This window comes from Acidisoma sp. 7E03 (assembly GCF_054665075.1).
This window is the reverse complement of record NZ_BAAFHE010000001.1, coordinates 40,042-61,191: the sequence shown is the minus strand read 5'-3', so window position 1 is coordinate 61,191 and position 21,150 is coordinate 40,042. Positions and strand designations below refer to the sequence as shown.

The 21,150-nt window shown below is 66.5% G+C and carries 21 protein-coding genes; 14 read left to right on the top strand and 7 right to left on the bottom strand.

Annotation, left to right across the window (positions count from 1 at the left end):
* Window positions 1–57 precede the first annotated feature (57 nt).
* From ACYQ6W_RS00285 to ACYQ6W_RS00275, 3 genes are all read left to right on the top strand, one after another.
* Window positions 58–348, top strand: a complete 291-nt coding sequence (locus ACYQ6W_RS00285; RefSeq protein WP_459672821.1) for a hypothetical protein — start codon at window positions 58–60, stop codon at window positions 346–348.
* Entirely contained in the window at window positions 345–641 is a 297-nt protein-coding gene (locus ACYQ6W_RS00280; protein WP_459672819.1) for a hypothetical protein, read from the top strand. The genes ACYQ6W_RS00285 and ACYQ6W_RS00280 overlap by 4 nt, the downstream gene beginning before the upstream one ends.
* Before the next feature lie 126 nt (window positions 642–767).
* The gene (locus ACYQ6W_RS00275) at window positions 768–1,445 is read left to right on the top strand and encodes a hypothetical protein (RefSeq protein WP_459672818.1); all 678 of its coding nucleotides are present in this window, start codon (window positions 768–770) and stop codon (window positions 1,443–1,445) included.
* Between the two features lie 7 nt (window positions 1,446–1,452).
* Here ACYQ6W_RS00275 and ACYQ6W_RS00270 read toward each other — a convergent pair whose 3' ends face one another.
* On the bottom strand, window positions 1,453–3,219 hold the full coding sequence (locus ACYQ6W_RS00270) for a putative bifunctional diguanylate cyclase/phosphodiesterase (RefSeq protein WP_459672817.1): 1,767 nt from the start codon (window positions 3,217–3,219) through the stop codon (window positions 1,453–1,455).
* A gap of 279 nt (window positions 3,220–3,498) precedes the next feature.
* On the opposite strand from ACYQ6W_RS00270, the gene ACYQ6W_RS00265 reads away from it, so the two are divergent.
* From ACYQ6W_RS00265 to ACYQ6W_RS00240, 6 genes are all read left to right on the top strand, one after another.
* Window positions 3,499–4,854, top strand: coding sequence for an amidohydrolase family protein (locus ACYQ6W_RS00265; protein WP_459672815.1), 1,356 nt, complete (start codon window positions 3,499–3,501; stop codon window positions 4,852–4,854).
* 101 nt (window positions 4,855–4,955) lie between these two features.
* A complete protein-coding gene (locus ACYQ6W_RS00260; RefSeq protein ID WP_459672814.1) occupies window positions 4,956–5,936 on the top strand; it encodes an isopenicillin N synthase family dioxygenase in 981 nt (326 codons plus the stop codon).
* Window positions 5,937–5,997: 61 nt separating this feature from the next.
* On the top strand, window positions 5,998–7,086 hold the full coding sequence (locus ACYQ6W_RS00255) for a BMP family ABC transporter substrate-binding protein (RefSeq protein ID WP_459672812.1): 1,089 nt from the start codon (window positions 5,998–6,000) through the stop codon (window positions 7,084–7,086).
* A gap of 7 nt (window positions 7,087–7,093) precedes the next feature.
* On the top strand, window positions 7,094–8,653 hold the full coding sequence (locus ACYQ6W_RS00250; RefSeq protein ID WP_459672811.1) for an ABC transporter ATP-binding protein: 1,560 nt from the start codon (window positions 7,094–7,096) through the stop codon (window positions 8,651–8,653).
* The gene (locus ACYQ6W_RS00245; protein WP_459672810.1) at window positions 8,646–9,764 is read left to right on the top strand and encodes an ABC transporter permease; all 1,119 of its coding nucleotides are present in this window, start codon (window positions 8,646–8,648) and stop codon (window positions 9,762–9,764) included. Before ACYQ6W_RS00250 ends, ACYQ6W_RS00245 begins: the two co-directional genes overlap by 8 nt.
* Entirely contained in the window at window positions 9,761–10,687 is a 927-nt protein-coding gene (locus tag ACYQ6W_RS00240; RefSeq protein WP_459672809.1) for an ABC transporter permease, read from the top strand. The genes ACYQ6W_RS00245 and ACYQ6W_RS00240 overlap by 4 nt, the downstream gene beginning before the upstream one ends.
* 169 nt (window positions 10,688–10,856) lie before the next feature.
* Here the strand turns inward: ACYQ6W_RS00240 and ACYQ6W_RS00235 are convergent, their stop codons facing one another.
* The 5 genes from ACYQ6W_RS00235 to ACYQ6W_RS00215 all read right to left on the bottom strand — a co-directional run bounded on the left by ACYQ6W_RS00235 (window position 10,857) and on the right by ACYQ6W_RS00215 (window position 15,087).
* Window positions 10,857–12,149, bottom strand: a complete 1,293-nt coding sequence (locus ACYQ6W_RS00235) for an amidohydrolase family protein (protein WP_459672808.1) — start codon at window positions 12,147–12,149, stop codon at window positions 10,857–10,859.
* Between the two features lie 2 nt (window positions 12,150–12,151).
* Window positions 12,152–13,105, bottom strand: a complete 954-nt coding sequence (locus ACYQ6W_RS00230; RefSeq protein ID WP_459672807.1) for an isopenicillin N synthase family dioxygenase — start codon at window positions 13,103–13,105, stop codon at window positions 12,152–12,154.
* A 69-nt stretch (window positions 13,106–13,174) separates the two neighbouring features.
* A complete protein-coding gene (locus ACYQ6W_RS00225; protein WP_459672806.1) occupies window positions 13,175–13,606 on the bottom strand; it encodes a type II toxin-antitoxin system HicB family antitoxin in 432 nt (143 codons plus the stop codon).
* On the bottom strand, window positions 13,607–13,819 hold the full coding sequence (locus tag ACYQ6W_RS00220) for a type II toxin-antitoxin system HicA family toxin (RefSeq protein ID WP_459672805.1): 213 nt from the start codon (window positions 13,817–13,819) through the stop codon (window positions 13,607–13,609).
* Window positions 13,820–13,863: 44 nt separating this feature from the next.
* Window positions 13,864–15,087 (bottom strand): CaiB/BaiF CoA transferase family protein, encoded by a 1,224-nt coding sequence (locus ACYQ6W_RS00215; protein WP_459672804.1) that lies wholly within the window; start codon window positions 15,085–15,087, stop codon window positions 13,864–13,866.
* A gap of 112 nt (window positions 15,088–15,199) precedes the next feature.
* On the opposite strand from ACYQ6W_RS00215, the gene speB reads away from it, so the two are divergent.
* Together speB and ACYQ6W_RS00205 are read left to right on the top strand one after the other, a co-directional pair.
* The gene (gene speB / locus ACYQ6W_RS00210) at window positions 15,200–16,147 is read left to right on the top strand and encodes an agmatinase (protein WP_459672802.1); all 948 of its coding nucleotides are present in this window, start codon (window positions 15,200–15,202) and stop codon (window positions 16,145–16,147) included.
* Between the two features lie 4 nt (window positions 16,148–16,151).
* A complete protein-coding gene (locus tag ACYQ6W_RS00205; RefSeq protein ID WP_459672800.1) occupies window positions 16,152–16,763 on the top strand; it encodes a flavin reductase family protein in 612 nt (203 codons plus the stop codon).
* A gap of 18 nt (window positions 16,764–16,781) precedes the next feature.
* Here ACYQ6W_RS00205 and ACYQ6W_RS00200 read toward each other — a convergent pair whose 3' ends face one another.
* A complete protein-coding gene (locus ACYQ6W_RS00200; protein WP_459672798.1) occupies window positions 16,782–17,291 on the bottom strand; it encodes a hypothetical protein in 510 nt (169 codons plus the stop codon).
* Window positions 17,292–17,463: 172 nt separating this feature from the next.
* On the opposite strand from ACYQ6W_RS00200, the gene ACYQ6W_RS00195 reads away from it, so the two are divergent.
* The 3 genes from ACYQ6W_RS00195 to ACYQ6W_RS00185 are packed head-to-tail and all read left to right on the top strand — an operon-like array spanning window position 17,464 to window position 21,034.
* Entirely contained in the window at window positions 17,464–18,768 is a 1,305-nt protein-coding gene (locus ACYQ6W_RS00195) for a paraquat-inducible protein A (RefSeq protein ID WP_459672797.1), read from the top strand.
* A complete protein-coding gene (locus tag ACYQ6W_RS00190) occupies window positions 18,765–20,459 on the top strand; it encodes a PqiB family protein (RefSeq protein WP_459672796.1) in 1,695 nt (564 codons plus the stop codon). The genes ACYQ6W_RS00195 and ACYQ6W_RS00190 overlap by 4 nt, the downstream gene beginning before the upstream one ends.
* Window positions 20,456–21,034, top strand: coding sequence for a PqiC family protein (locus ACYQ6W_RS00185; protein ID WP_459672794.1), 579 nt, complete (start codon window positions 20,456–20,458; stop codon window positions 21,032–21,034). The genes ACYQ6W_RS00190 and ACYQ6W_RS00185 overlap by 4 nt, the downstream gene beginning before the upstream one ends.
* Window positions 21,035–21,150: the final 116 nt, after the last annotated feature.

Sequence of the window (21,150 nt, the reverse complement as noted above, 5' to 3'; positions counted from 1 at the left end):
CGAAGAATCATGCCAGAGGCCTGTCACGGCGGCCGATGCCGCGAATGTGATCGGCCCGTGGTACGCAATCTTGTCCATGTCAGCTCAACCAATCGGCACATTCATGCGCAGGTGGGCAGAAGTGTCATGCATCATGCCTGCGATGCGGCCATCCCGCTGCCTCGGTTCATGGCGGCGGTGCACAAATCTGGAATGCCCGAACTGCAATGGCGACGCTCGCATGCCGCGGAATGCGAAGCGCGGGGCGGGCGCAAAAGAATTTTTGAAACCGTTATGTCGTCCAGTTACGGTTTGCAATCAGAGCGTCACATGAACACGTTCTTCGGTATGCGAAAGAAGCAGGCATGAGCACGATGAGACCGCGCGATGTCGCGCATATCGAAGGCTATGCGATGAGCAGTCCCGTGATGGAGCATGGCACTTTCGCTGAGTTGAGCCATATGGCGGTGATTGCGGCCCGTCGTCTCCAACCTGGTCGCGCCCCCTCGCACGACGACGTCAAGGCGGTGCTTACGATTCTGCGTGGCATCGAAAATCTGGGATTAGTCAGCTTTCTTCGCCGCCACGGGACGGAGGAAGACTACAAGGCGATCGGTGAGTCCGTCGCGCGCCGTTATACGGGGCCCGTGCGGCGGCAGTAGCCGTGATGGTCCGACAAGACCTCCCCCGCAGCATGAGACTCATGAACGGGTGTTGAGAAGCGAACGGTTCCGAGGTGGGTCACAATGACCCTCAAGCAGCCAGCACAACGAAACGACGGTTCCGCGATGTCGAAGGATGTAGAGGAAGCGCAGGCGTTCTCCCTGCGTGACGTGAGCGGACGGCCCCTGACGGGTGCGGACGCATTTTCTTATGACGGCGCCGAGCCGTTCGCCTCGCTCGTCGGGCGGACGGTGGTGGCGGCGAATGAGCTGGTTGGCGCCTGGGCGATGCTCTATGCAACGATCTCCGGCCACAGCCTGCCTTACGTCGGTGCTCTCTTCGACAAATGGGCGCGGGAAGCCGTGCAGCGCCAGCACCTTGCCGATCTGGCCCGCGATTTCCTCGGCAAGCTGCCACATGAGCGGGAGCAGGTGGACCTGCTGCTCGACCGGGCCGAGGAACTGGCCCATGAGCGCGACATGCTGGTCGGCCAGCCCTGGAGCATCGGCCACCTGCATACCGTGCCCGTGACAGGTGGCGGCGGGGCGGCGCGCTTTGCGATCGAGGAAGACGCGGTTCTGGAACAGTCCGCCCAGTTCCATCTGCTGCTCGATGCCCTGCGGGATCTGAAAGCCGAAGTGATGGACCTGGTGCAGGACTTCGCTCAGTCGCGCGACGTGGAGAAGGCGCGGGTGCTCAACCGCAGCGCAGTCCTCGCCGCCGAGTTGAAGTTCGGGCGTAAGGCGGCGCGGCCCAAGGCTGGGCCCCGGCACAAGGAGTGGAGTGCCGCGGTGCGGCCGTGAACCCGGCTTAGATCGGTCCCTGCGACTGAGGTGGGGGCGCGGACAGCCATGCCGTAAGCGCCGCGGCAGGCATGGGCCGGGCGAAATGGAAGCCCTGGCCCTCGTCACAGCCGATGCCGGTCACCGCCGTGACGCTCTCGCGCGTTTCCAGCCCCTCCGCCACCACGCGGTAGCCCAGAGTCTGGCACAGCATCGTCGTGGTGCCGACCAGGGCATGTTTGCGCTGGTCCGTCTCCAGCCCGTGCATGAAGCTGCGGTCGAGCTTCACGGTGCGGGCTGGTAGCGCCTGGAGATAGGACAGGCTGCTGTAGCCCGTGCCGAAATCGTCGATAGCGAGGGATACGCCGGCTTCCGATAGCCGGGCCAGCGTGCGCGTGATCGCCGCATCGTTGCGGATGAAGGTCGCCTCCGTCACTTCCAGCTCGACGGCTCCGGCCGGCAGGCCGCGGGCGGCCAGGTGCCGCAGCAAGCGCGGTGCGAAGTCTTCGTCTCCGAGGTTGTTGGGCGAGACGTTGATCGACACCATGAAGTCCGGCTGGCTCTGCCGCCAATCGGCCACGGCGTCCAGCGCGTGCCCCACCACCCAATCGGTCAGGCCATGGATCATCGTCGTCGGCTCGATCAAGGGCATGAACTCGGCGGGGGAGACCGCGCCGAAGCGCGGATGATCCCATCGCAGGAGGGCTTCGGCCATGTGGCAGGCGCCGTCCTTCAGATTGATGCGCGGCTGGAAGCTCAGCCACAGCTCGCCCGGCTGCTTCAGGGCGCGTTCGAAGCTCTGCACGAGTTCGAAGCGGCGGCGATGGGCTTCGTCGTTCCGCTCGGAGTAGGGGCGCACCATGTCGTGGTGAAGCCGAGCATCCTGCACGGCGCTGTTGGCCATGCGCAGCACATCCTGCGGCGCCGTTTCGCCGAGGATGAACGGCGCGACACCGAGAACGACGCCGCCGCCAAATTGCTGCTGAAGGCGTATCGTTTCGTATTCAATTCGTTCACGCACTGCCGCGAGATAGTCGTCCATCCTGGCGCCCATCGGGGCGAGCGTCGCGAATTGCGTCGCCGAGACATGGAAGACGCCATCCGCCGGGTCGACCGTGGTGCGCACGAATTGCCCGAGGGCTGTGATGAGCTGGTCGAGGGCGGTCGGGCCCATGACGCGCAGGATGGTGCTGACCTGTTCGGGCGAGCCGAGATCGACGAGGACGGCGATCAGCGGCATGCCGGGATGACGCTCCGCGAGATCCGCCAATTCCTCGTCGAATCGATTGCGATTCGGCAGGCCGCTGACCGGATCGATGTGGATTTGTGCGAGGGTTTGCTTGATCTGCGCCATGACCACCTCGGCGAGATCGGTGAGTAGGGTCAGCTCGCGCGGGCTCATGTCGCGCGGTTCGGGCGCGAACAGGTTGAGCGCTCCGATGGGCACGCCCTCGTTGATCAGGGGCGCGCCAGCATAGAAGCGGAACCCCGCGCGAACGAGAGCCGAGCGGCGATACGCGGGATGCGCCATCAGGTCGGCATGGACGACGGGCCCAAGTGCGTCGGCGGTCTCTTCGCAAGGCGTCTCGTTGCGCGGCAGTGGGGCCATCGGCAGTCCAACGACACTCACCAACCATTGCTTTTCGGAATCGGCGAGAGAGACGGCGGCGCAGGGCACGTCGAAGGTTTTGGCGGCGATCCGGGTCAGTCGCTGCAGGGTCTCATGGTCCTGCACCGTCGCAGCTTTCACGCGACGCAGCATGTAGCGCAGGGCCGAGTCGCTGAGCTGGGTCATCGCATCACCGGACGCGGTGCCCGTCTGGCCAGGCGCGGCGCGGCCCGGGACATGATCGGTTCGACATCGCGCGTCCTGGCCCTCTGCCTGATGAAAGCAGTGGGCAGATGCCCACTGGTATCCTGATAGCCCGAGTTTCGTGACCCTGTCACTTTCCCGCGACCAAAACAACGCGAAGCTGAACGGTTTCCGGCTGCTTCCCCTTGGCAGCCGAGGCACGAGGGTGTTTTTCGGCGCAGGGCTCGCTCCCAGGGGCGGGAGGCAGGCCGGGAGACAGCGATGGACCAGGGCTGGGCGGTACTGGGGCGGGCGATGCACGCGCCGCGGCAGGGCGAGGTGGAGGATCTGCCGCAGGCGCTGATCGCCGTCGATGCCGCCGGGATGATCACGGTGGTGGAGACGGCGGTCGATGAGGATGACCCGCGGGTCGCGGCCTATCGGGCGGCCGGTCGCCTGACTACGCTCGGCGCCGACCAGGTGCTGCTGCCCGGACTCGTCGATCTGCATGTGCACGCGCCGCAATTTCCACAAACCGGGACCGCGCTCGACGTGCCGCTGGAGGATTGGCTGCAGCGGCATACCTTTCCGCTGGAAAGCCGCTACGCTGATCTCGCCTTTGCCGAAGTGGTCTATGCCCGGCTGGTGGAGACCCTGCTGGCTCATGGCACGACCACGGCGCTCTACTTCGCGACGGTGCATGTGCCGGCAACACAGCGGCTGGCCGAACTCTGCCTCGCTCGCGGGCAGCGTGCCCTCATCGGGCGCGTCGCCATGGATCATCCCGAGCAATGCCCGCCGTATTACCGGGACCCGTCGGCCGCTCAGGCAGTGGCCGATACGCGCGCGGTGATCGACTTCATCCGCGCCATGCCGGGCAATGAGGGGGCGCTGGTGCAGCCGGTGGTGACGCCGCGCTTCGTGCCCGCCTGCACCGATGCCTTGCTGGAGGGCCTGGGCGCGCTCGCCCAGGAATGCGGCTGCCACGTGCAGACCCATTGCTCGGAGAGCGATTGGGAGCACGCGCATGTGCTGGAGCGGACCGGGCTCACCGACACCGCCACTCTGGCGCGCGCCGGGCTGCTCGGCCGGCGCAGCGTGCTCGCCCATGGCAATTTCGTCGAAGCCGCGGACCGCGCCATGATCCGGGCCGCGGGTGCGGCCATTGCCCATTGCCCGCTTTCCAACGCCTTCTTCGCCGGCGCCGTCCTGCCGCTTTCTGATCTTCTTGCGGAGGGGCTGCATGTCGGCCTCGGCAGCGATCTGGCCGGAGGACCCGCGGCCTCGCTGTTTGCCCAGGCGCGGATGGCGGTCGTGGCGTCCCGCATGCGGGAGACCGGGACGAATGCCACCCTGGCGCCGAGTGGGCGCGGGGAGCCGCGCACCCGGATCGATGCGCTCACCGCCTTCCATCTGGCGACTGCGGGTGGCGGACAGGCGCTCGATCTGCCGATCGGCCTCTTCCGCCCCGGCCACGCCTTCGATGCAATCGCCCTCGAATCCGGCCTTCCGGATGGCGATCTGCTCGTCACGCAGGCAGAGACGGCTGAGCGCGTGGTCGAAAAGGCGGTGATGACGGCGGGCCGGGGGGACATCGCCCGCGTCTGGGTTCAGGGCAGGCTCGTCAAATCCCGGTGAGTATGATCAGGTCCGCGGCAGTCGGGCTGCCGAGTCGCCCGCACGATGGCATGACACTTGCGTGAAGAACGGCGCGTGACGCGCCTGAATAGGAAGAAACCGTGGCTTTCCAGGAAATCCCCATCATCGATTTCGCTCCCATGCTGGGATCGGACCCGGCGGCGAAGCGACGGTTGGCGGCCGAGCTGCGCGCAGCCTGTACCGAGGTCGGCTTCTTCTACGTCAAGAACCACGGCGTGCCGCAGGAACTGATCGACGGCACCTTCGCCGAATGCCCGCGCTTCTTCGGCCTGCCTCTGGAAGAAAAGATGGCGATCCACGTGCGTCATTCGGGCAACAACAGCGGCTATACGCCGCTTTTGGAAGAGAACACGGACCCGACGGCCAAGGGCGATCTGCACGAGGCCTTCGACATGGCGCACGAACTGCCGGAAGGCGACCCCGACCGGGCGGCGCATCCCAACCATTTCGGGCCCAACCTTTGGCCTGCGAGCCTGCCCGGCTTCCGTACGCAGCTCGAAGCCTATTATGCCGCCATGCTCGACCTCGGGCAGCGGCTCTTCGGCGCCTTCGCGCTGGCCCTCGACCTGCCGGAAGACCATTTCAAAGCGCTGGCGGACAAGCCGACGGCCATCATGCGCATCATCTCCTATCCAAGCCAGGACGGGCCGATCGACCCGAAGCAGATCGGGATCGGCGCCCATTCCGACTACGAGTGCTTCACCATCCTCTGCCAGGAGACGGTGCCCGCACTGCAGGTGCGCAACCAGCAGGGCGAGTGGATCGACGCGCCGCCGATCCGCGGCACCTTCGTCATCAACATCGGTGACCAGATGGCGCGCTGGACCAATGATCTCTTCGCTTCCACCCTGCATCGCGCCGTCAACACCTCGGGCCGGGCGCGCTACTCCATCCCGTGCTTCGTGGGCTCCAACGTCGACACCCTGATCGAGGCGCTGCCCGGCACGGTGACCGCAGAGCGGCCGGCGAAATACCCGCCCGTCCGCGCCGGCGACTACGTGCAGGCCCGACTGAACGCGACCTATGCCTATCGCCAGGAGGAGGCGGGGTCTGCGGGCTGAGGCCCGCGCCGCTCGCCTGGCTGTCTCTCTCCCAAGCCGCCAAAATCCTAGGAGGATCTTCGTGACACGGCTTTCCCTGCTCGCTTCCGTCTTCGGCCTGTTCGGCTCCGCGGTGCTCGCTTCCCAGGCGCATGCCCAGGTCAAGCTCGACGGTCCTCCGAAGGTCGCCTTCATCTATCTCGGCGCCATCAGCGACGGCGGCTGGACGGGTGCGCAGAACCGCGCGCGCCTCGTCCTGCAGAAGGAATTCGGCCAGAAGATCCCCTATGTGGAGAACATCCCAGAGCAGACCGAGAAGGTGGAGCAGGCGGTCGAGCTCTTCATCAACCGCGGCTACAACGTCATCATCGGCGGCACGTACGGCTATGGCGATGCCTTCAAGGCGGAAGCGAAGCTGCATCCGAACGTGGCCTTCGTGAACTTCGCGGGCGTCACCACGGCGCCGAACCTGGAAAGCCCGTATCCCAAGACCTATCAGGGCTGGTACCTCGCCGGCTATGCCGCGGGCTCCGTCACCAAGTCGAAGATCGTCGGCATGATCGAGGGCTTCCCGATCCCGACCGTGCTGTGGGACATCAACGCCTACGCGCTGGGCGCCAAGGCCGCCAATCCCGGCACCATCGCGAAGGTCGCCTTCGCCAATTCCTGGGACGATCCGGTCAAGGAAGGCCAGCTCGCCAATGCCATGATCGAACAGGGCGCGGATGTGATCGCGACCGACATGGACAGCCCCGCGGCCATCGTGCAGGCGGAGAAGGCGGGCAAGTTCTCCATCGGCTATGAAAACGACATGTCGGCGGCGGCACCCAAGACGATCATGACCTCCGTCGTCTTCCACTGGGACAAGATGCTGGTGCCCATGGTGAAGGCGCTGAAGGCCGGCACCTGGACCAGCAACGGCACCAGCCTCTACGGCATGGATGAGGGCCTGCTCGAGATCACCGAACCCGTGCATCACGTGACGCCCGAAGTGCAGGCGAAGATCGACGCCATGAAGGCCGAGATGATCGCAGGCAAGTTCGAGCCCTTCACCGGCCCGATCAAGGCACAGGATGGCTCGATCAAGGTCGAGGCCGGCAAGGTGATGACGGTCGACCAGCTCTTCGCGATGAACTATCTGATCGACAACGTTCAGGGCTCGTTCAAGTAAGGCTGGCATGACCGCTACGATCACCGACCGCGCGGAGATGGCCGCGACGAAAGACGCGGCCGGATCGGCGGTCGCAGTGCGTATGCGAGGGGTGACGAAGGCGTTCGGCGAGCGCGTGGCGCTTGCCGGGGCCGATCTCTCCGTCACCTGGGGCGAGGTGCATGCGCTGCTCGGCGAGAACGGGGCCGGCAAGTCGAGCCTCATGAACATCCTCGCCGGCTTCTATGGCGCCGATGACGGGCTGGTGGAGGTGGCGGGCCAGCCCGCCGCCTTCGCCGAGCCGCGCGCGGCCTCGGCCGCCGGCATCGGCATGATCCACCAGCACTTCAAGCTGGTCGGGCCGCTCACCGTTCTTGAGAACCTGCGCCTGGCCTGCGCCAAGCGCTGCGGCTGGCGCACGCGGGAACAGGCGCTGGCCGCGGTCGAAAGCATGGCGCGGGACCTCGGCTTTCCCATCAAGCCCGATGTCCGGGTGGACCAGCTCTCGGTCTCCGAACAGCAGAAGGTCGAAATCCTCAAGGTGCTGCTCGGCGGCGCCCGCATCCTGATCATGGACGAGCCGACGGCCGTGCTGGCCGAGAGCGAAGCGGCTGGGATGCTGCAACTCGCCCGCCGGCTTGCCGATGACGGCCGTGCCGTCATCCTCATCACCCACAAGCTGCGCGACGTCTCGGCGACCGCCGACCGTGTGACGGTGATGCGCGCCGGCCGCACGGTGGTCGACGGCGCACCGGCGCAAGGGCTGTCGGCTGGCGAACTCGCCCGCGCCATGGTGGGCGGGGAGACCGCCGTCGTCCGCCGCGGCACGGCCTCGGCCTCCGGACAGGTGGTGCTGGAGCTGAAGGATCTCGCGACCCCAGCCGCCGAGCATGACGTGCCGCTGCGCGATCTTTCCCTGCGGCTGCACAAGGGCGAAATCCTCGGCATCGCGGGCTTAGGCGGCAACGGGCAGACCGAGCTCTTGGAGACCATCATCGGCCTGCGCGTGCCGACAGCCGGCGACATCATCATGCACGGGGAGACCGCACCGCTGGCGCCCGCTGATCGGCGGGCGGCGGGCCTGCGCTTCGTGCCGGCAGACCGGTTCCATCTCGGCCTCTTCGGCAGCCTGACGCTGGCCGAGAACCTCGCCGTGCCGCCGCTCGCCGCGCATCCGCCGGCCAAGCGCTGGTGGGTAACGCAGGGCTGGATGCGCGGGCGGGCCGAAGGCTCGATCCGGGACTACGAAATTGCCGGCGGTGTCGCCGACACCCAGGCGCGGCTGCTCTCGGGCGGCAATGCCCAAAAGCTCATCCTGGCGCGCGAGTTCGAGGGTGAGTTCTCCATCCTCGTCGTCCATTCGCCGGTGCGCGGGCTCGACGTTCGCGCCGCCGCCGCCGTGCAGAACCGGCTGCTGGAAGCCGCGGCCCGCGGCGTCGGCGTGCTCATGATCTCGGAAGATCTGGACGAGGTGCTGGCGCTCTCCAGCCGTATCGCCGTCCTCTCCCACGGCCGCCTGTCGGCCGCCATGCCCATCGAACAGACGGACCGCGGCGAACTCGGCCGGCTGATCCTGGAAGGTGCCTGACGTGTCCGCGCTGCCCTATCGCCTCGTTCTCTCGCCGCGGCTCGCGGTTCCCCGCTGGCTGACGGCGACGACACTGATCGGCGGCATCCTCTTCGGGCTGATCTGCTGTGCCATCCTGCTGATCGCCTTCGGCGTGCCGGCGAGCGACCTCGGCAACGAATTCATCCTCTATGTCTTCGGCAACAAGGCGGGGCTGGACCAGACCTTCACGCGGGCGATTTCCCTCGTGCTCGTCTCGATGTCCGTCGCCCTCTGTCTGCGCATCCGCTTCTGGAACATCGGCGTCGAAGGGCAGCTCTGGATGGGGGCGCTGGGCGCCACCGCCGTGACCTTCTACCACATCGGCCCCTGGTTCCTGCGCATGCCGCTGATGATCCTGGCGGCTGCGGCCGGCGGCGCGCTGTGGTGCGGCATCGCCGCCGTCGCCAAGCTGAGGCTGCGGGCCGACGAGGTGATCACCACCCTGCTGCTGAACTACGTCGCCTATCTCCTGGCGCAGGATCTGCTCTACGGCGCTTGGCGCAATCCGACGGACAGCTTTCCCGTCTCCCCGCCCTTCAAACCCTATGAGCAGTTGCCCGACTTCCCCGGCTGGCACCTGCATTACGGGCTCTTCATCGCCCTGATCGCCACCGTCTTCTGCTGGTGGCTGTGCCGCTACAGCCGCTTCGGCCTGCTGTCCAAGGCGGTGGCGGAGAACCGCACGGCGTCCACCGCGCTGGGCATTCCGGTGGCCCGCATCACCCTGATGACGGCCTGCCTGGCGGGCGCCGTCTCGGGCCTCGCCGGCTTCTCGATCACCGCGGGGGAAGAGCACCGGCTTACCCAGTTCGTCGGCAACGACTACATCTTTCCATCGATCGCCATCGCCTATCTGGGGCGGGCCAATCCCCTCGGCGTCTTCGTCGCGGCGGTCGCGGTCGCCGGCCTCTACACGGCGGGGGACAGCCTCAAGGCCTTCTACCAGTTGCCGAACACCATGGTGGTGACGATGGAGGCCTTTCTGCTGCTGACGGTCGCCGCCTTCGACGTCTTCGTCCGCTACCGCATCACGCTGCACAAGGTCCGCCCCAAGCCCAAGGTGCCGGCCGCCGGGGAGCGCGCGGCATGAGCGGCTTCCTGGGTGATTGGATCGGCGCCATCCCGGTTTTCGCGGCGCCCTATCTGCTGGCGACCACCGGCCTCATCATCAACGAGCGGGCAGGGGTGATGAACCTCGGCGCCGAGGGCATCATGTCCATGGGTGCCGTCGTCTCCGTCATTGCCATGCTGGAAGGCCTCGGCCTGCCGATGGCGATCCTGCTCGGCTGCGCCGCGGCGCTCGGTATGACCCTGCTCTTCGCGCTGCTGACGGTGGTGCTGCGACTGGAGCAGGTGCTGTCCGGCCTCGTCATCTTCGCCTTCGGCGTCGGCCTCTCCGGCGTCATCGGGGACAGCTACGCCAACCAGCCGATCAAGGCGCTGGGCCCGGTCTTCCCGAGCCTCTTCGCCGGTCTTCCACGCTGGGCGCAGCATTTCTTCGACCAGGACCCGCTAACCTACCTCGCCTTCGTCCTGCCCTTCCTCGTGTGGTGGGTGCTGGAGCGGACCGAACTTGGCCTGCGCCTGCGGGCGGTGGGCGAGAATGCCCCGGCGGCCGATGCCGCGGGCATCAATGTCATGGGCATGCGCTTCGGCGCGGTGCTCGTCGGCGGCATCGTGCTGGGTCTCGCCGGTACGCATCTGACCCTGGTCGGCAGCCAGGTCTGGGTGAACGGCATGGTGAGTGGGCGCGGCTGGATCGCCGTCGCCCTCGTCACCTTCGCGCGCTGGAACACGATCCGCGCGATCGGCGCCGCCGTGCTCTTCGGCGCGGTACAGGCCCTGATCCCACTGGTGCTCTCCAGCGGCGCTCATGTGCCGATCTACCTCATCCAGATGCTGCCCTATCTCGCGACCATCGCGGTGCTCTCCGCCGCCGGTCTCGGCCGGCTGCGCGCCAGCGCCCAGCCCGAGGATCTCGCGCGGCCCTTCCTGCGCGAGGAGCGGCGGTAGGATCGGTCAGCTTTTGATCGACGCGCTCCATTGATCTTCACCCGCGGCTTTATGCCGCGGGTCCACCCGTCGAGGCGCCGAAACGGGGTGATCCCGGTGACGAGCACGGGGATGACGGTGATAGCCGGATCGATTTCAGTCTATCCCAGATGCAAGATCGGATGTCTTCTCAACCAAGCTTCGGCGCATAGGCCGCGGCATCGACCAACGGCGGCCGTCCGTCGAGGAAGAGCGCCGTTTCGCGCGGCGGGGTGCGCGCGATGACGCGGCCAGCCTTGAGCACGAAGAGGCGTGTCGCCCGCAGGCGGATCGCTTCCGCCGGGCTTCTGGCCTGCAGCAGCACGAGGTCCGCCCGGTTGCCAGGGGCGATGCCATAGCCGTCCAGCCCCATCACGCGTGCGCCATGCGTCGTCACCATCTCGAAACAGGTGCGCTGGGCGTCTTGAGACGTCATCTGCGCGACGTGCAGGCCCATATGGGCAACCTCCAGCATGTCCCCCGAACCGAGCGAGTACCACGGGTCCATGGTGCAGTCCTGCCCGAAGGCGACGTTGACGCCAGCAGCCAGCAGCTCCGGCACCCGCGTCATGCCGCGACGCTTCGGATAGCTCTCCATCCGGCCCTGCAGCGTGATGTTGATGAGCGGATTGGGCACCACGTTCATGCGGGATTCGGCGATCAGCGCGATGAGCTTGGCGGCGTAGTAGTTGTCCATCGAATGCATCGAGGTGGTGTGCGAGGCGGTGGCGCGGTCCCCCAGGCCGTAGCGCACCGCTTCCGCCGCCATCGTCTCGACGTGACGAGACATTGGATCGTCCGTCTCGTCGCAATGGACGTCGATGCGTAATCCCCGCTCGGCCGCGATGCGGAACAGGGCTTCGACCGAGCGTCGGCCGTCTTCCATCGTGCGCTCGTGATGCGGAATGCCGCCGACGATCTCGATGCCGCGGTCGAGCGCGCGGTTCAGCAACGCCACCGCGCCGGGGGAGCGATAATAGCCGTCCTGCGGGAAGGCCACGAGCTGCAGGTCGATATAGGGCTTCACCCGCTCCCGCACCTCGAGCAGAGCATCGACGGCGAGCAGCCGCGGGTCGCTGATGTCGACATGGCTGCGGATGGCGAGCAGTCCTTGGGAGACGGCCAGATCGCAATAGCGCAGCGCGCGTTCGACCACGGCTTCATGCGTCAGCAGCGGCTTGAGTTCACCCCAAAGGGCGATGCCTTCCAACAGCGTGCCGGAGCGGTTGATGCGCGGCAGGCCGAGGGAGAGGGTGGCATCCATATGGAAATGCGGGTCGACGAAGGGCGGGGAGAGCAGGTGCCCACCGGCGTCGATCTCCTCGCGCGCTTCCGCCGCAAGTGCCGGTTCCACGGCCACGATGCGGCCGGCGGCGATGCCGATGTCCTGGCCGGTGCGGCCGTCGGGCAGCGTCGCGCCCCGAATGATGAGATCGAGCGTCACGGTCAGCTTCCCGTCTTGAGGTGATCGTAGGTGGCAGTCAGGCGTTCACGCAGATAGTCGGCGCAGGTGATGGGCGGGTAGCGCGGCACTTCGCCCGGCTTCAGGCAGGTCGGGAGCACTTCGACCACGGCATCGGGGTTGGCGTCGGCGAAGAAGGCAACCGAGTAGCGCTCGGCCTTCGGCCGCCGCACGCGATGGGGCGTTGACACGTAAACGTCGTTGGTCCAGCGCATGAGGCAGTCGCCGATGTTGCAGACGAAGGCGCCGTCGATATGCGGCGCGTCGAGCCAGACACCGTCGCGCCGGCGCACTTCGAGACCCGCCACGCCATCGGTGGCGAGGATGGTGACGTTGCCGTAATCGGTGTGCTGGCCCGCGCCGATCTCGGCCCCTTCGGTGGCCTCGCCCTCGGGATAATGCAGCAGCCGCAGCGTCGCGATCGGCCGATCCATCTTGTCGGCGAAAAAGTCCTCGGCCAGCCCGAGATCGAGGGCGAAGCCGCGGTGAATGGTCAATTGCAGGGCCATGCAGGCGTCGTAATAGGCGAGAACCTGCGCGCGCCAGCCCGGCAGGTTGGGCCAGAGATTGACGCCCCGGAAGGGCTTGCCGGCCAGCACCTCTGGATCATCGGCGGGCAAGTCGAAGCCGACGTTGAAGGCTTCCTTCTGGTCGGGGCTTGCCTTGGTATCCAGCCGTTCGCCCGCGACGCCGACATAGCCGCGATTGTGTGGTGAGCGCTTGATAGAGAGCTTTTCCTTCTCTGCCGCCGGCAGGGCGAAGAAGGTATGGGCGGCGGTGAAGATGCCACGGGCGACCTCCTCCGGCATGCCGTGGTTTGTCACGTAGAAGAACCCGACGTCTCGGCAGGCGGCGCCAAGTGTAGCGGCGGTCGCGCGCCGCGCGCCGAGATCCTCCGACCGCAGGCCGGCGAGGTCGATGATGGGGAGGGTGGTCATGAATGAGGGGTGTCCAATCCGGCGTGTTGATCTGTAAAAAGAAATATCATTTCGAAACACCGATCACTGTCATGCGGCTGCATCTTCAACGACGAGGTCGAGGCGGCGCCCCAGCACTTCGAGGGCGGCCTCGACCTGGCCGATATGGCTGCGATGCAGGGGATCGCGTAGCCGGCGCACCGCCTTCTCGTCCAGATCGAGACGCCGTGCCAATTCGACGTTGGTCACGCCTCCAGAGACCATGGCATCGTGCAAGGCAAGCTTCGCGGCGTCGAGGATGCCGACACCCACTAGTGGTCGCCCTGCGGCCGTCGAAGGCTGGGGCAGGGGCTGCCCTTCCTCGACATAGAAGGAGAGGGCGGAGATCAGTGCATCGCGCGCCTGGGACAAAGCCTCGGGCACGGTATTCCCCGTGGCGATTGCCTCGGGCACATCTGGGAAGGATACCGTCACCCCGTCCTCGGAGTGGGTGACCTCGGCGGGATAGAGGTAGCGCATCATTCAGTGCTCCAAATCCGACGATTCCAAACCGAGTTGCTTGAGAATCGCCTTGAGGGTTCCTATCGGCAAATCCTGCCGATGCATCGGAACCACCGTTCTGGCCGCCCCATGCCACAGTTTCAGGTGGCTTCCTCTGCCCGCAGCTTCTTCGTGACGCAGTCCAAGGCGGCTTGCGCGACGACGTAAGATTCGCAAGAGCTCGTCGCTCTTCATGAGATCAAATTCGGACAAAAAAGACCGAATTGCAAGCGCCGCGGCTAGATGACCCCGGCCTCTGCGAGCTTTGCGATCTCCGCGTCGCTCAAACCAAGCGTTTCGGACAGGACCTGCTGCGTATGCTGCCCGAGCGTCGGCGGGGCGGAGCGGTATTCCGCCGGCGTCTCCGACAGGCGGATGGGATTGGCGACGAGCGGAACGTCCACGCCGGCCGCATGCGGCAGGGTGATCTTCGTGCCGCGCGCAATCACCTGCGGGTCTTCGAAGACCTCGCGCAGCGTGTTGATGGGGCCGCACGGCACGCCCGCTTCCTCCAAAGCCGCGACCCATTCCTTCGTCGTCCGGCCAAGCGAGACCGCGGTGAAGGCCTCGACGAAGGCCGCGCGATTCTCTACCCGCGCACGGTTGGTGGCGAAGCGCGGATCGGCCGCCCATTCCGCGTGGCCGGCGACGAGGGCGAGTTTCGCGAACTGCCCGTCATTGCCGACGGCGAGGATCATCGCGCCATCGGCGGTCGGGAAATCCTGATAGGGCACGATGTTGGGATGAGCATTGCCCATCCGCCGCGGCGCCTCACCGGTCGTCAGGTAGTTCATCGTCTGGTTGGCGAGGCTCGCCACCTGCACGTCGAGCAGCGCGAGGTCGATATATTGTCCGCGGCCAGATACGGCGCGATGGGCGAGGGCGGCCAGGATGGCGTTGGAGGCGTAGAGACCCGTCAGCACGTCGGTCAGCGCGACCCCCACCTTCTGCGGCCCGGCGCCCGGCTCACCATCGCGCCGCCCGGTGATGCTCATCAGCCCGCCCATGCCCTGGATCAGGAAGTCGTAGCCCGCGCGTTCGGCATAAGGCCCGGTTTGGCCGAAGCCGGTGATGGAACAGTAGACGAGGCGCGGGTTGAGGGCGGCGAGGCTCTCATAGTCCAGCCCATACTGCTTCAAGCCACCGAGCTTGAAATTCTCCAGCACCACGTCGGAACGCGCGGCGAGCGCGCGGATCAGCGCCTGGCCCTCGGGCCGGGTGATGTCGACGGTGACGGACTGCTTGTTGCGATTGGCGCAGAGGAAATAGGCGGCGTCCCGCGTATCCTGCCCTGCGGCATCCTTGAGGAAGGGCGGGCCCCAGGCGCGGGTATCGTCTCCCGTCACTGGCCGCTCGATCTTGATCACCTCTGCGCCGAAATCGCCGAGCAGCTGGCTGGCCCAGGGGCCGGCGAGCACGCGGGAGAGGTCTAGAACGCGAATATGCGACAGCGCGCCGGCCATGGTCTTCCTCGAAAGCCTATCCATCGCCACAGGATACCAGCGCGGCCGGTTGATCAAGCCGGGGCCGCGTGCTCTGTCGGTGAGACCGCCGTTTCTGAGAGGAGTGCCGCCGATGACCGCGTTCAACCAGCCCGTGGATGCTGCCCTGGTGCCGCGCTTCGCGGGCCATGCCACCTTCATGCGGCTGCCGACCGCGGACACGGCCACGGGTCTAGACGTCGCGCTGATCGGCGTGCCCTTCGACGGTGGCACCACCAACCGGCCCGGCACCCGCCATGGTCCGCGCGAAATCCGCAACCAGTCGAGCCTCATGCGCCGCTACAACCATGCGACGCAGATCTCCCCCTATGACGTGCTGCAGGTTGCCGATCTCGGCGATTGCCCGGTGAACCCGATCGACTTGCGGGATGCGCTGCGGCGGATCGAAGGCTTCTTCGCCGAGGTCGTCGCGGCGGGCGCCGTGCCGCTGGCCGCGGGCGGCGACCATCTCATCACCTATCCCATCCTGCGCGCCGTGGGCGCCCGCGGCCCTGTCGGGCTGATTCATTTCGACGCGCATTCCGACACGAACGACACCTATTTCGGCGACAACCCCTATACCCATGGCTCACCCTTCCGCCGCGCGATCGAGGACGGCGTGCTGGACCCGAAGCGCATGGTGCAGATCGGCCTGCGCGGCTCGCTCTACAGCGCGGAGGATCACGCCTGGGCGCGCGCCCAGGGCATCCGCCAGATCTATATCGAAGAATTTGCCGCCCGCGGTGTCGAAGCGGTGATGGAGGAGGCGCGGGCGATCGCGGGCAGCGGCCCCACCTATGTCTCCTTCGACATCGACAGCATCGACCCGTCGATGGCGATGGGCACCGGCACGCCGGAGATCGGCGGCTTCACCACGCGGGAGGCGCAGTTCATGCTGCGCCGGCTCGGGGGGCTTCGGATCGTCGGTGCGGACGTGGTGGAAGTCTCGCCGCCCTTCGACCCCTCTGGGCTGACGGCGCTGACCGGTGCCACGATGATGTTCGAACTTCTATGCGCGATCGCAGCCGGCAAGCAGGGATGATGAGATGAGCGAGAGCTACTTCTACGAGCAGGCATCGGGGCACGGCCTGCCGCATGATCCGCTGAAGGCCATCATTGCGCCGCGCCCCATCGGCTGGATTTCGACAGTGGACGCCGAGGGGCGGGTCAACCTCGCCCCTTACAGCTTCTTCAACATGGTCTCGGACAGCCCGCCCATGGTGATGTTCTCCTCCAACGGTTGGAAGGACAGTGTGCGCAATGTGGAGGAGACGGGCGAGTTCGTCGCCAATCTGGCCGGCGCGGCCCTCGCACGCGCAATGAACGAAACCTCGGCCTCCGTGCCGCATGATGTCGACGAGATGGCCCTCGCGGGCCTGGAGAAAGCACCCTGCCGGCTGGTGCGCCCGCCGCGCGTGGCAGCCGCCGCGGCGGCCCTGGAATGCAAGCGGCTCTCCATCACCCATCTGCGCGCGCTGGATGGCACGCCGTCTTCCAACTACATGGTGATCGGGCAGATCGTCGCCGTGCATATCGACCCGTCCTTTCTCAAGAACGGGATCTTCGACACGGCTGCCGCCGCGCCCCTGGGCCGCTGTGGCTACCGGGGGGACTACGTGGCGGCCGACCGCCTGTTCGAGATGATCCGCCCCGGCTGAGCGCGCCGGCGGTTCGCCTCACTGCAGGGTGATGACGATGACGTCGCCGCCGAGGCTCAGCATGAGCCCGGTGCGATGTGCGTCGAGATGCAGCACCACGCCGGCATTGTTCTTTAGCCAGAGATCGCCGTGGCTCTTCGTGCCGAAGGCATAGCCCATGCGGCCCTGAACGTAGGGCCCGGCGAAATCCTTGACCGATTTGAGGTTGTAGACCTCGCCCGTGGCATCGATCGTCGAGGCGCCGATGCCGCCGACGCCGAGGCCGCCGATGGTGAAGGGGTAGCTGCGCCCCTGGAAGACGAGCGTGCCGGTGCCGCCATTGCCGCTGCCGATGAAGGCGGCCTGCACCTGATGCATGGTGACGCTGCCGTCCGGCGTCTGGGCAGGCGCGGCCGTCTGGGTGCCGCTGCCGCCCTGGCTGCAGGCAGCGAGCAGAGCGAGGATCGGAAGCGCGAGAAAACCATGGCGCCGCCGCCTCTTCCCCGGTTCTGTTGCGCGGCACAGGGGATCATGCGATGAATAAACCATCGGGTTTCGCTTTCTATCCGAAACGACGCGACGAATTCTGGTTGCGATCTTGAAGAACCGTCTTGTCGCTTGACGGTCTCACGAAAACGCTATCATGTCGGTTGCGACGTGAAAACCGGAACTGGAACGTCCAGCCGGAGACGTCGGAGCTGGAGCGCGCGCGTCCGTCCCGATGATGGCTTCCTCGCTAACAGCCACGACCGTAGAGACGGAAATCGTTCCGCATCCGCTTCTGTGCCGCCAGTGTGGCCTGCTGCAGCAGGTGCCGGCTTTGAAGGCCCCGGCCGTCGTCTGCTGCACCCGCTGCGGCGTGACGCTGCGGCGCGTCCAGAAAAATCCGCTCGGCCGCTGCCTCGTCCTGACGCTCACTGCGCTGTTCTGCTTCGTCATTGCCTGCACCATGCCGCTGATGCGCGTCAGCACTTCCGGCATCGTGCTGGGTGCCGATCTCTTCAGCGGGCCTGAGCGGCTGCGCAATCAGGGAATCTGGGAACTCGCCCTCGTCGTCGTCTTCACCACGGTCGCCGCACCCTTCCTGAAACTGCTCGGCACGGCCTACGTTCTCATCGGCCTGCGCCTGCCGCGGCCGCCGCGTCATCTGCCCCTGATCTTCGGCTGGGTGGAGCGCCTGGCCGCATGGTCGATGGTGGAGGTCTATCTCCTCGGCGTCTTCGTCGCCTACGTCAAACTCGTCGACATGGTGCATATCGACGTGGGCTACGCCGTCTTCGCGCTCGTCGCCCTGATGGTCGCCATGGTGGCCGCCGATGCGACGCTCGACCGCCACGCCGTATGGGAAGAGATCGAGCGGCGTGGCATCACGCGCCATCCCAAGACGCCACAGGCCGAGGCGGCCGTCCGCCCGCCGACCGACGGCACGGTCCTTTCCTGCGAAACTTGCGAGAAGGTGGCAGTGGCCGTGGGGGAGGGGCCGCATGAGTGCCGGCGCTGCGGTAGCCTGCTGCATGGGCGCAAACCGAATGGCGTTGCCCGCTGCTGGGCGCTCGTGATTGCCGCCGCCGTGCTCTACATCCCGGCCAACGTCTATCCGGTGATGACGGTGGTGCAGATGGGCTCCGGCCTGCCGACGACGATCCTCGGCGGCGTCGAGGAGCTGGTGGCCGCCAAGATGTATCCGCTCGCGGCCATCGTCTTCATCGCCAGCATCATGGTGCCGATGCTGAAGCTCGTCGGCTTGGTGCTGCTGTTGGTCATGACGCAGCTGCGACGCCACGAACGGCTGGTGGATCGGGTGCGGCTCTACCGCATCATCGCCGTCATCGGCCGCTGGTCGATGATCGACATCTTCATGGAGTCCATTCTCGTGGCGCTCGTCCAGTTCGGCGCCATCGTGACGATCGAACCCGGTGTGGGTGCGGTCGCCTTCGCCGGGGTCGTGATCCTCACGATCTTCGCGGCGGAAGCCTTCGATCCCCGGCTGATGTGGGACGCACCCAAAGCCGGCAGGAGCCGATGACCGAACCCTCCCTCGAAACCGCAGCGGTGCGCACGCGCGGCCGGCGCCGCATCTCTCTCATCTGGGCGATCCCGGTGATCAGCCTCGCCGTCGGCGCCTGGCTGGTGTGGGATACCTATGCGAAGCGGGGCCCGAAGATCACCATCACCTTCGACCAGGGGGATGGGCTGACGGCCGGGCAATCCGTCGTCAAACACCGGGACGTCACGCTCGGCACGGTGACGGCGGTGAAGCTGACGCCCGACATGAACCATGTGAACGTCACGGTGCAGATGACGCGGGATGCGACGCCGCTGATTTCGGACCAGACGAAGTTCTGGATCGTGCGGCCGCGCTTCTTCGCGGGTAGCCTGTCCGGCCTCGGCACCTTGCTTTCGGGTCCCTATATCGACCTGCTGCCGGCCGCTGCGGGTGGCAAGCCGCAGACGCATTTCACGGGCCTGCAAGATCCACCGGTGCTGCAGTCTGCCGTGCCGGGCCGCACCTTCCTGCTGAAGGCCAAGCGCATCGGCTCGGTGACGCTGGGCGCGCCGGTTTTCTTCCGCGATCTCGAAGTGGGTCAGGTGCTCGGCTGGGACATCGGCAACATGGCCGAGAACGTGACCATCCACGTCTTCGTCCGTGCGCCCTACGACGCCTATGTGCATGACGACAGCCGCTTCTGGAACGCGTCCGGCCTTTCGATCAATCTCGGCGCTCAGGGCGTGCAGGTGCAGATCGAATCGCTCAATGCCCTGCTGCTCGGCGGCGTCGCCTTTTCCATGCCGGACACGACGCAAACGGGCGAGGCGGAAGCCGACGCAGGCCAAGCCTTCCCGCTCTATGACAACAAGGAAGCAGCGGACGAGGCGCTGTATCAGCGCAAGGTCGATTTCGTCTCCTACTTCTCGGGCTCCGTCGCGGGTCTCGGCCCCGGCTCGCCCGTCACTCTGCACGGTCTGAAGATCGGCGAGGTGACGAGCGTCAGCATGGTCTACAATCAGGATACGCATCAGATCCTGGCGCCGGTGCATTTCCAGATTCAGCCTGACCGCATTCAGAACATCACGGCCCAGGTGCAGGCCGCGGGGCCGCTCGCTAATCTGCGCACCCTCGTCGCACGCGGTGCGCGGGCGCAGATCCAGAAGGCGAACATCCTGACCGGACAGAGCGAAATCGCCCTCGTCCAGGTGCCGGATGCGCCGCCCGCGGACGTCACGATCGAGGGCACCGACATCGTCTTCCCGACCGCGCCCGGCGCCTTCGACTCCATCAGCTCGTCAGTCAGTAGCCTGCTCAACAAGATCAACGCAATGCCCTTCGACCAGATCTCGGCGAGCCTGACCTCCACGCTGGATGGATTGAACAACATCACCAACGGTGCCGCCACCAAGCAGGCGGTGGATGCGCTCGCCAAGACGATGGTGGAATCCGAACAGCTGGTGAAGCAGTTGAACACCGACGTGGGGCCGGCCCTGCAGAGCCTGCCGCAGTTGACCCGGCAGTTGAAGACCGCCGTCGGCAATCTCAACACCGTGCTGGTCTCGGCCAATACCGGCTACGGCGCGGACAGCCACTTCAACCGCCAGCTCGACCGGCTGATGACGCAATTGAACGACATGACGCAATCCTTCCGGGCGCTGGCGGATCTGCTCGCTGCGCATCCAGAAGCGCTGGTGCGGGGCCGCACGCAGACGGGAACCGAGCCATGATGCCGACACGCCGCAGCTTTTCCCTGGGTCTTCTCGGCCTCGCGGCGCTCCCTGCGGCCTGCGCCTCGCCGAGTCCCGTGCTCTATACGCTGGACGCGGTGCCCGGCGGCACGCGCCCCGGCGCGCCCGCCCTCGTGCTGCTGCAGGACGTGGCGGTCGCCCCTTATCTGGACCGCAAGGCGATCGTCCGCTCCTCGGGCGGCTACCACATCGCGGTCTCTCAGAATGATTGGTGGGGCGAGCCCTTCAGCGCCATGCTCGGCCGGGTGCTTTCGGCCGAACTCGAACAGCGGTTGCCGGGCTGCACGGTCTATACGGAAGGTGGCGCCGTCTCGGCGACCCCGCAGGCTACCGTCGCGCTCAACGTGACGCGGTTCGACGAAACCGAGGGCGGGCAGGTGGTGCTGGTGGCGCAAGCCTCCGTCACCTTCGCGGTCAGCACACGGCCGCCGGTGACGGAGGCCTGGCGCTTCACGGTGCCCGTGGTGGGTCAGACGGTGACCGATCAGGTGGCGGCGATGAGCACCGCGCTGGGCCAGCTCGCCGACCGGCTGGCCCAGGCCTTGGCAAGCTGACGGGCTTTGGCGCGGTACTGTTCACCGTCACCCGCGGCTTCATGCCGCGGGCCTACCCGTTGGGGCGTCCAAACGCCGTCAGGGCGCCCTACGGGGTAAGTCCCCGGGTCTAGCCC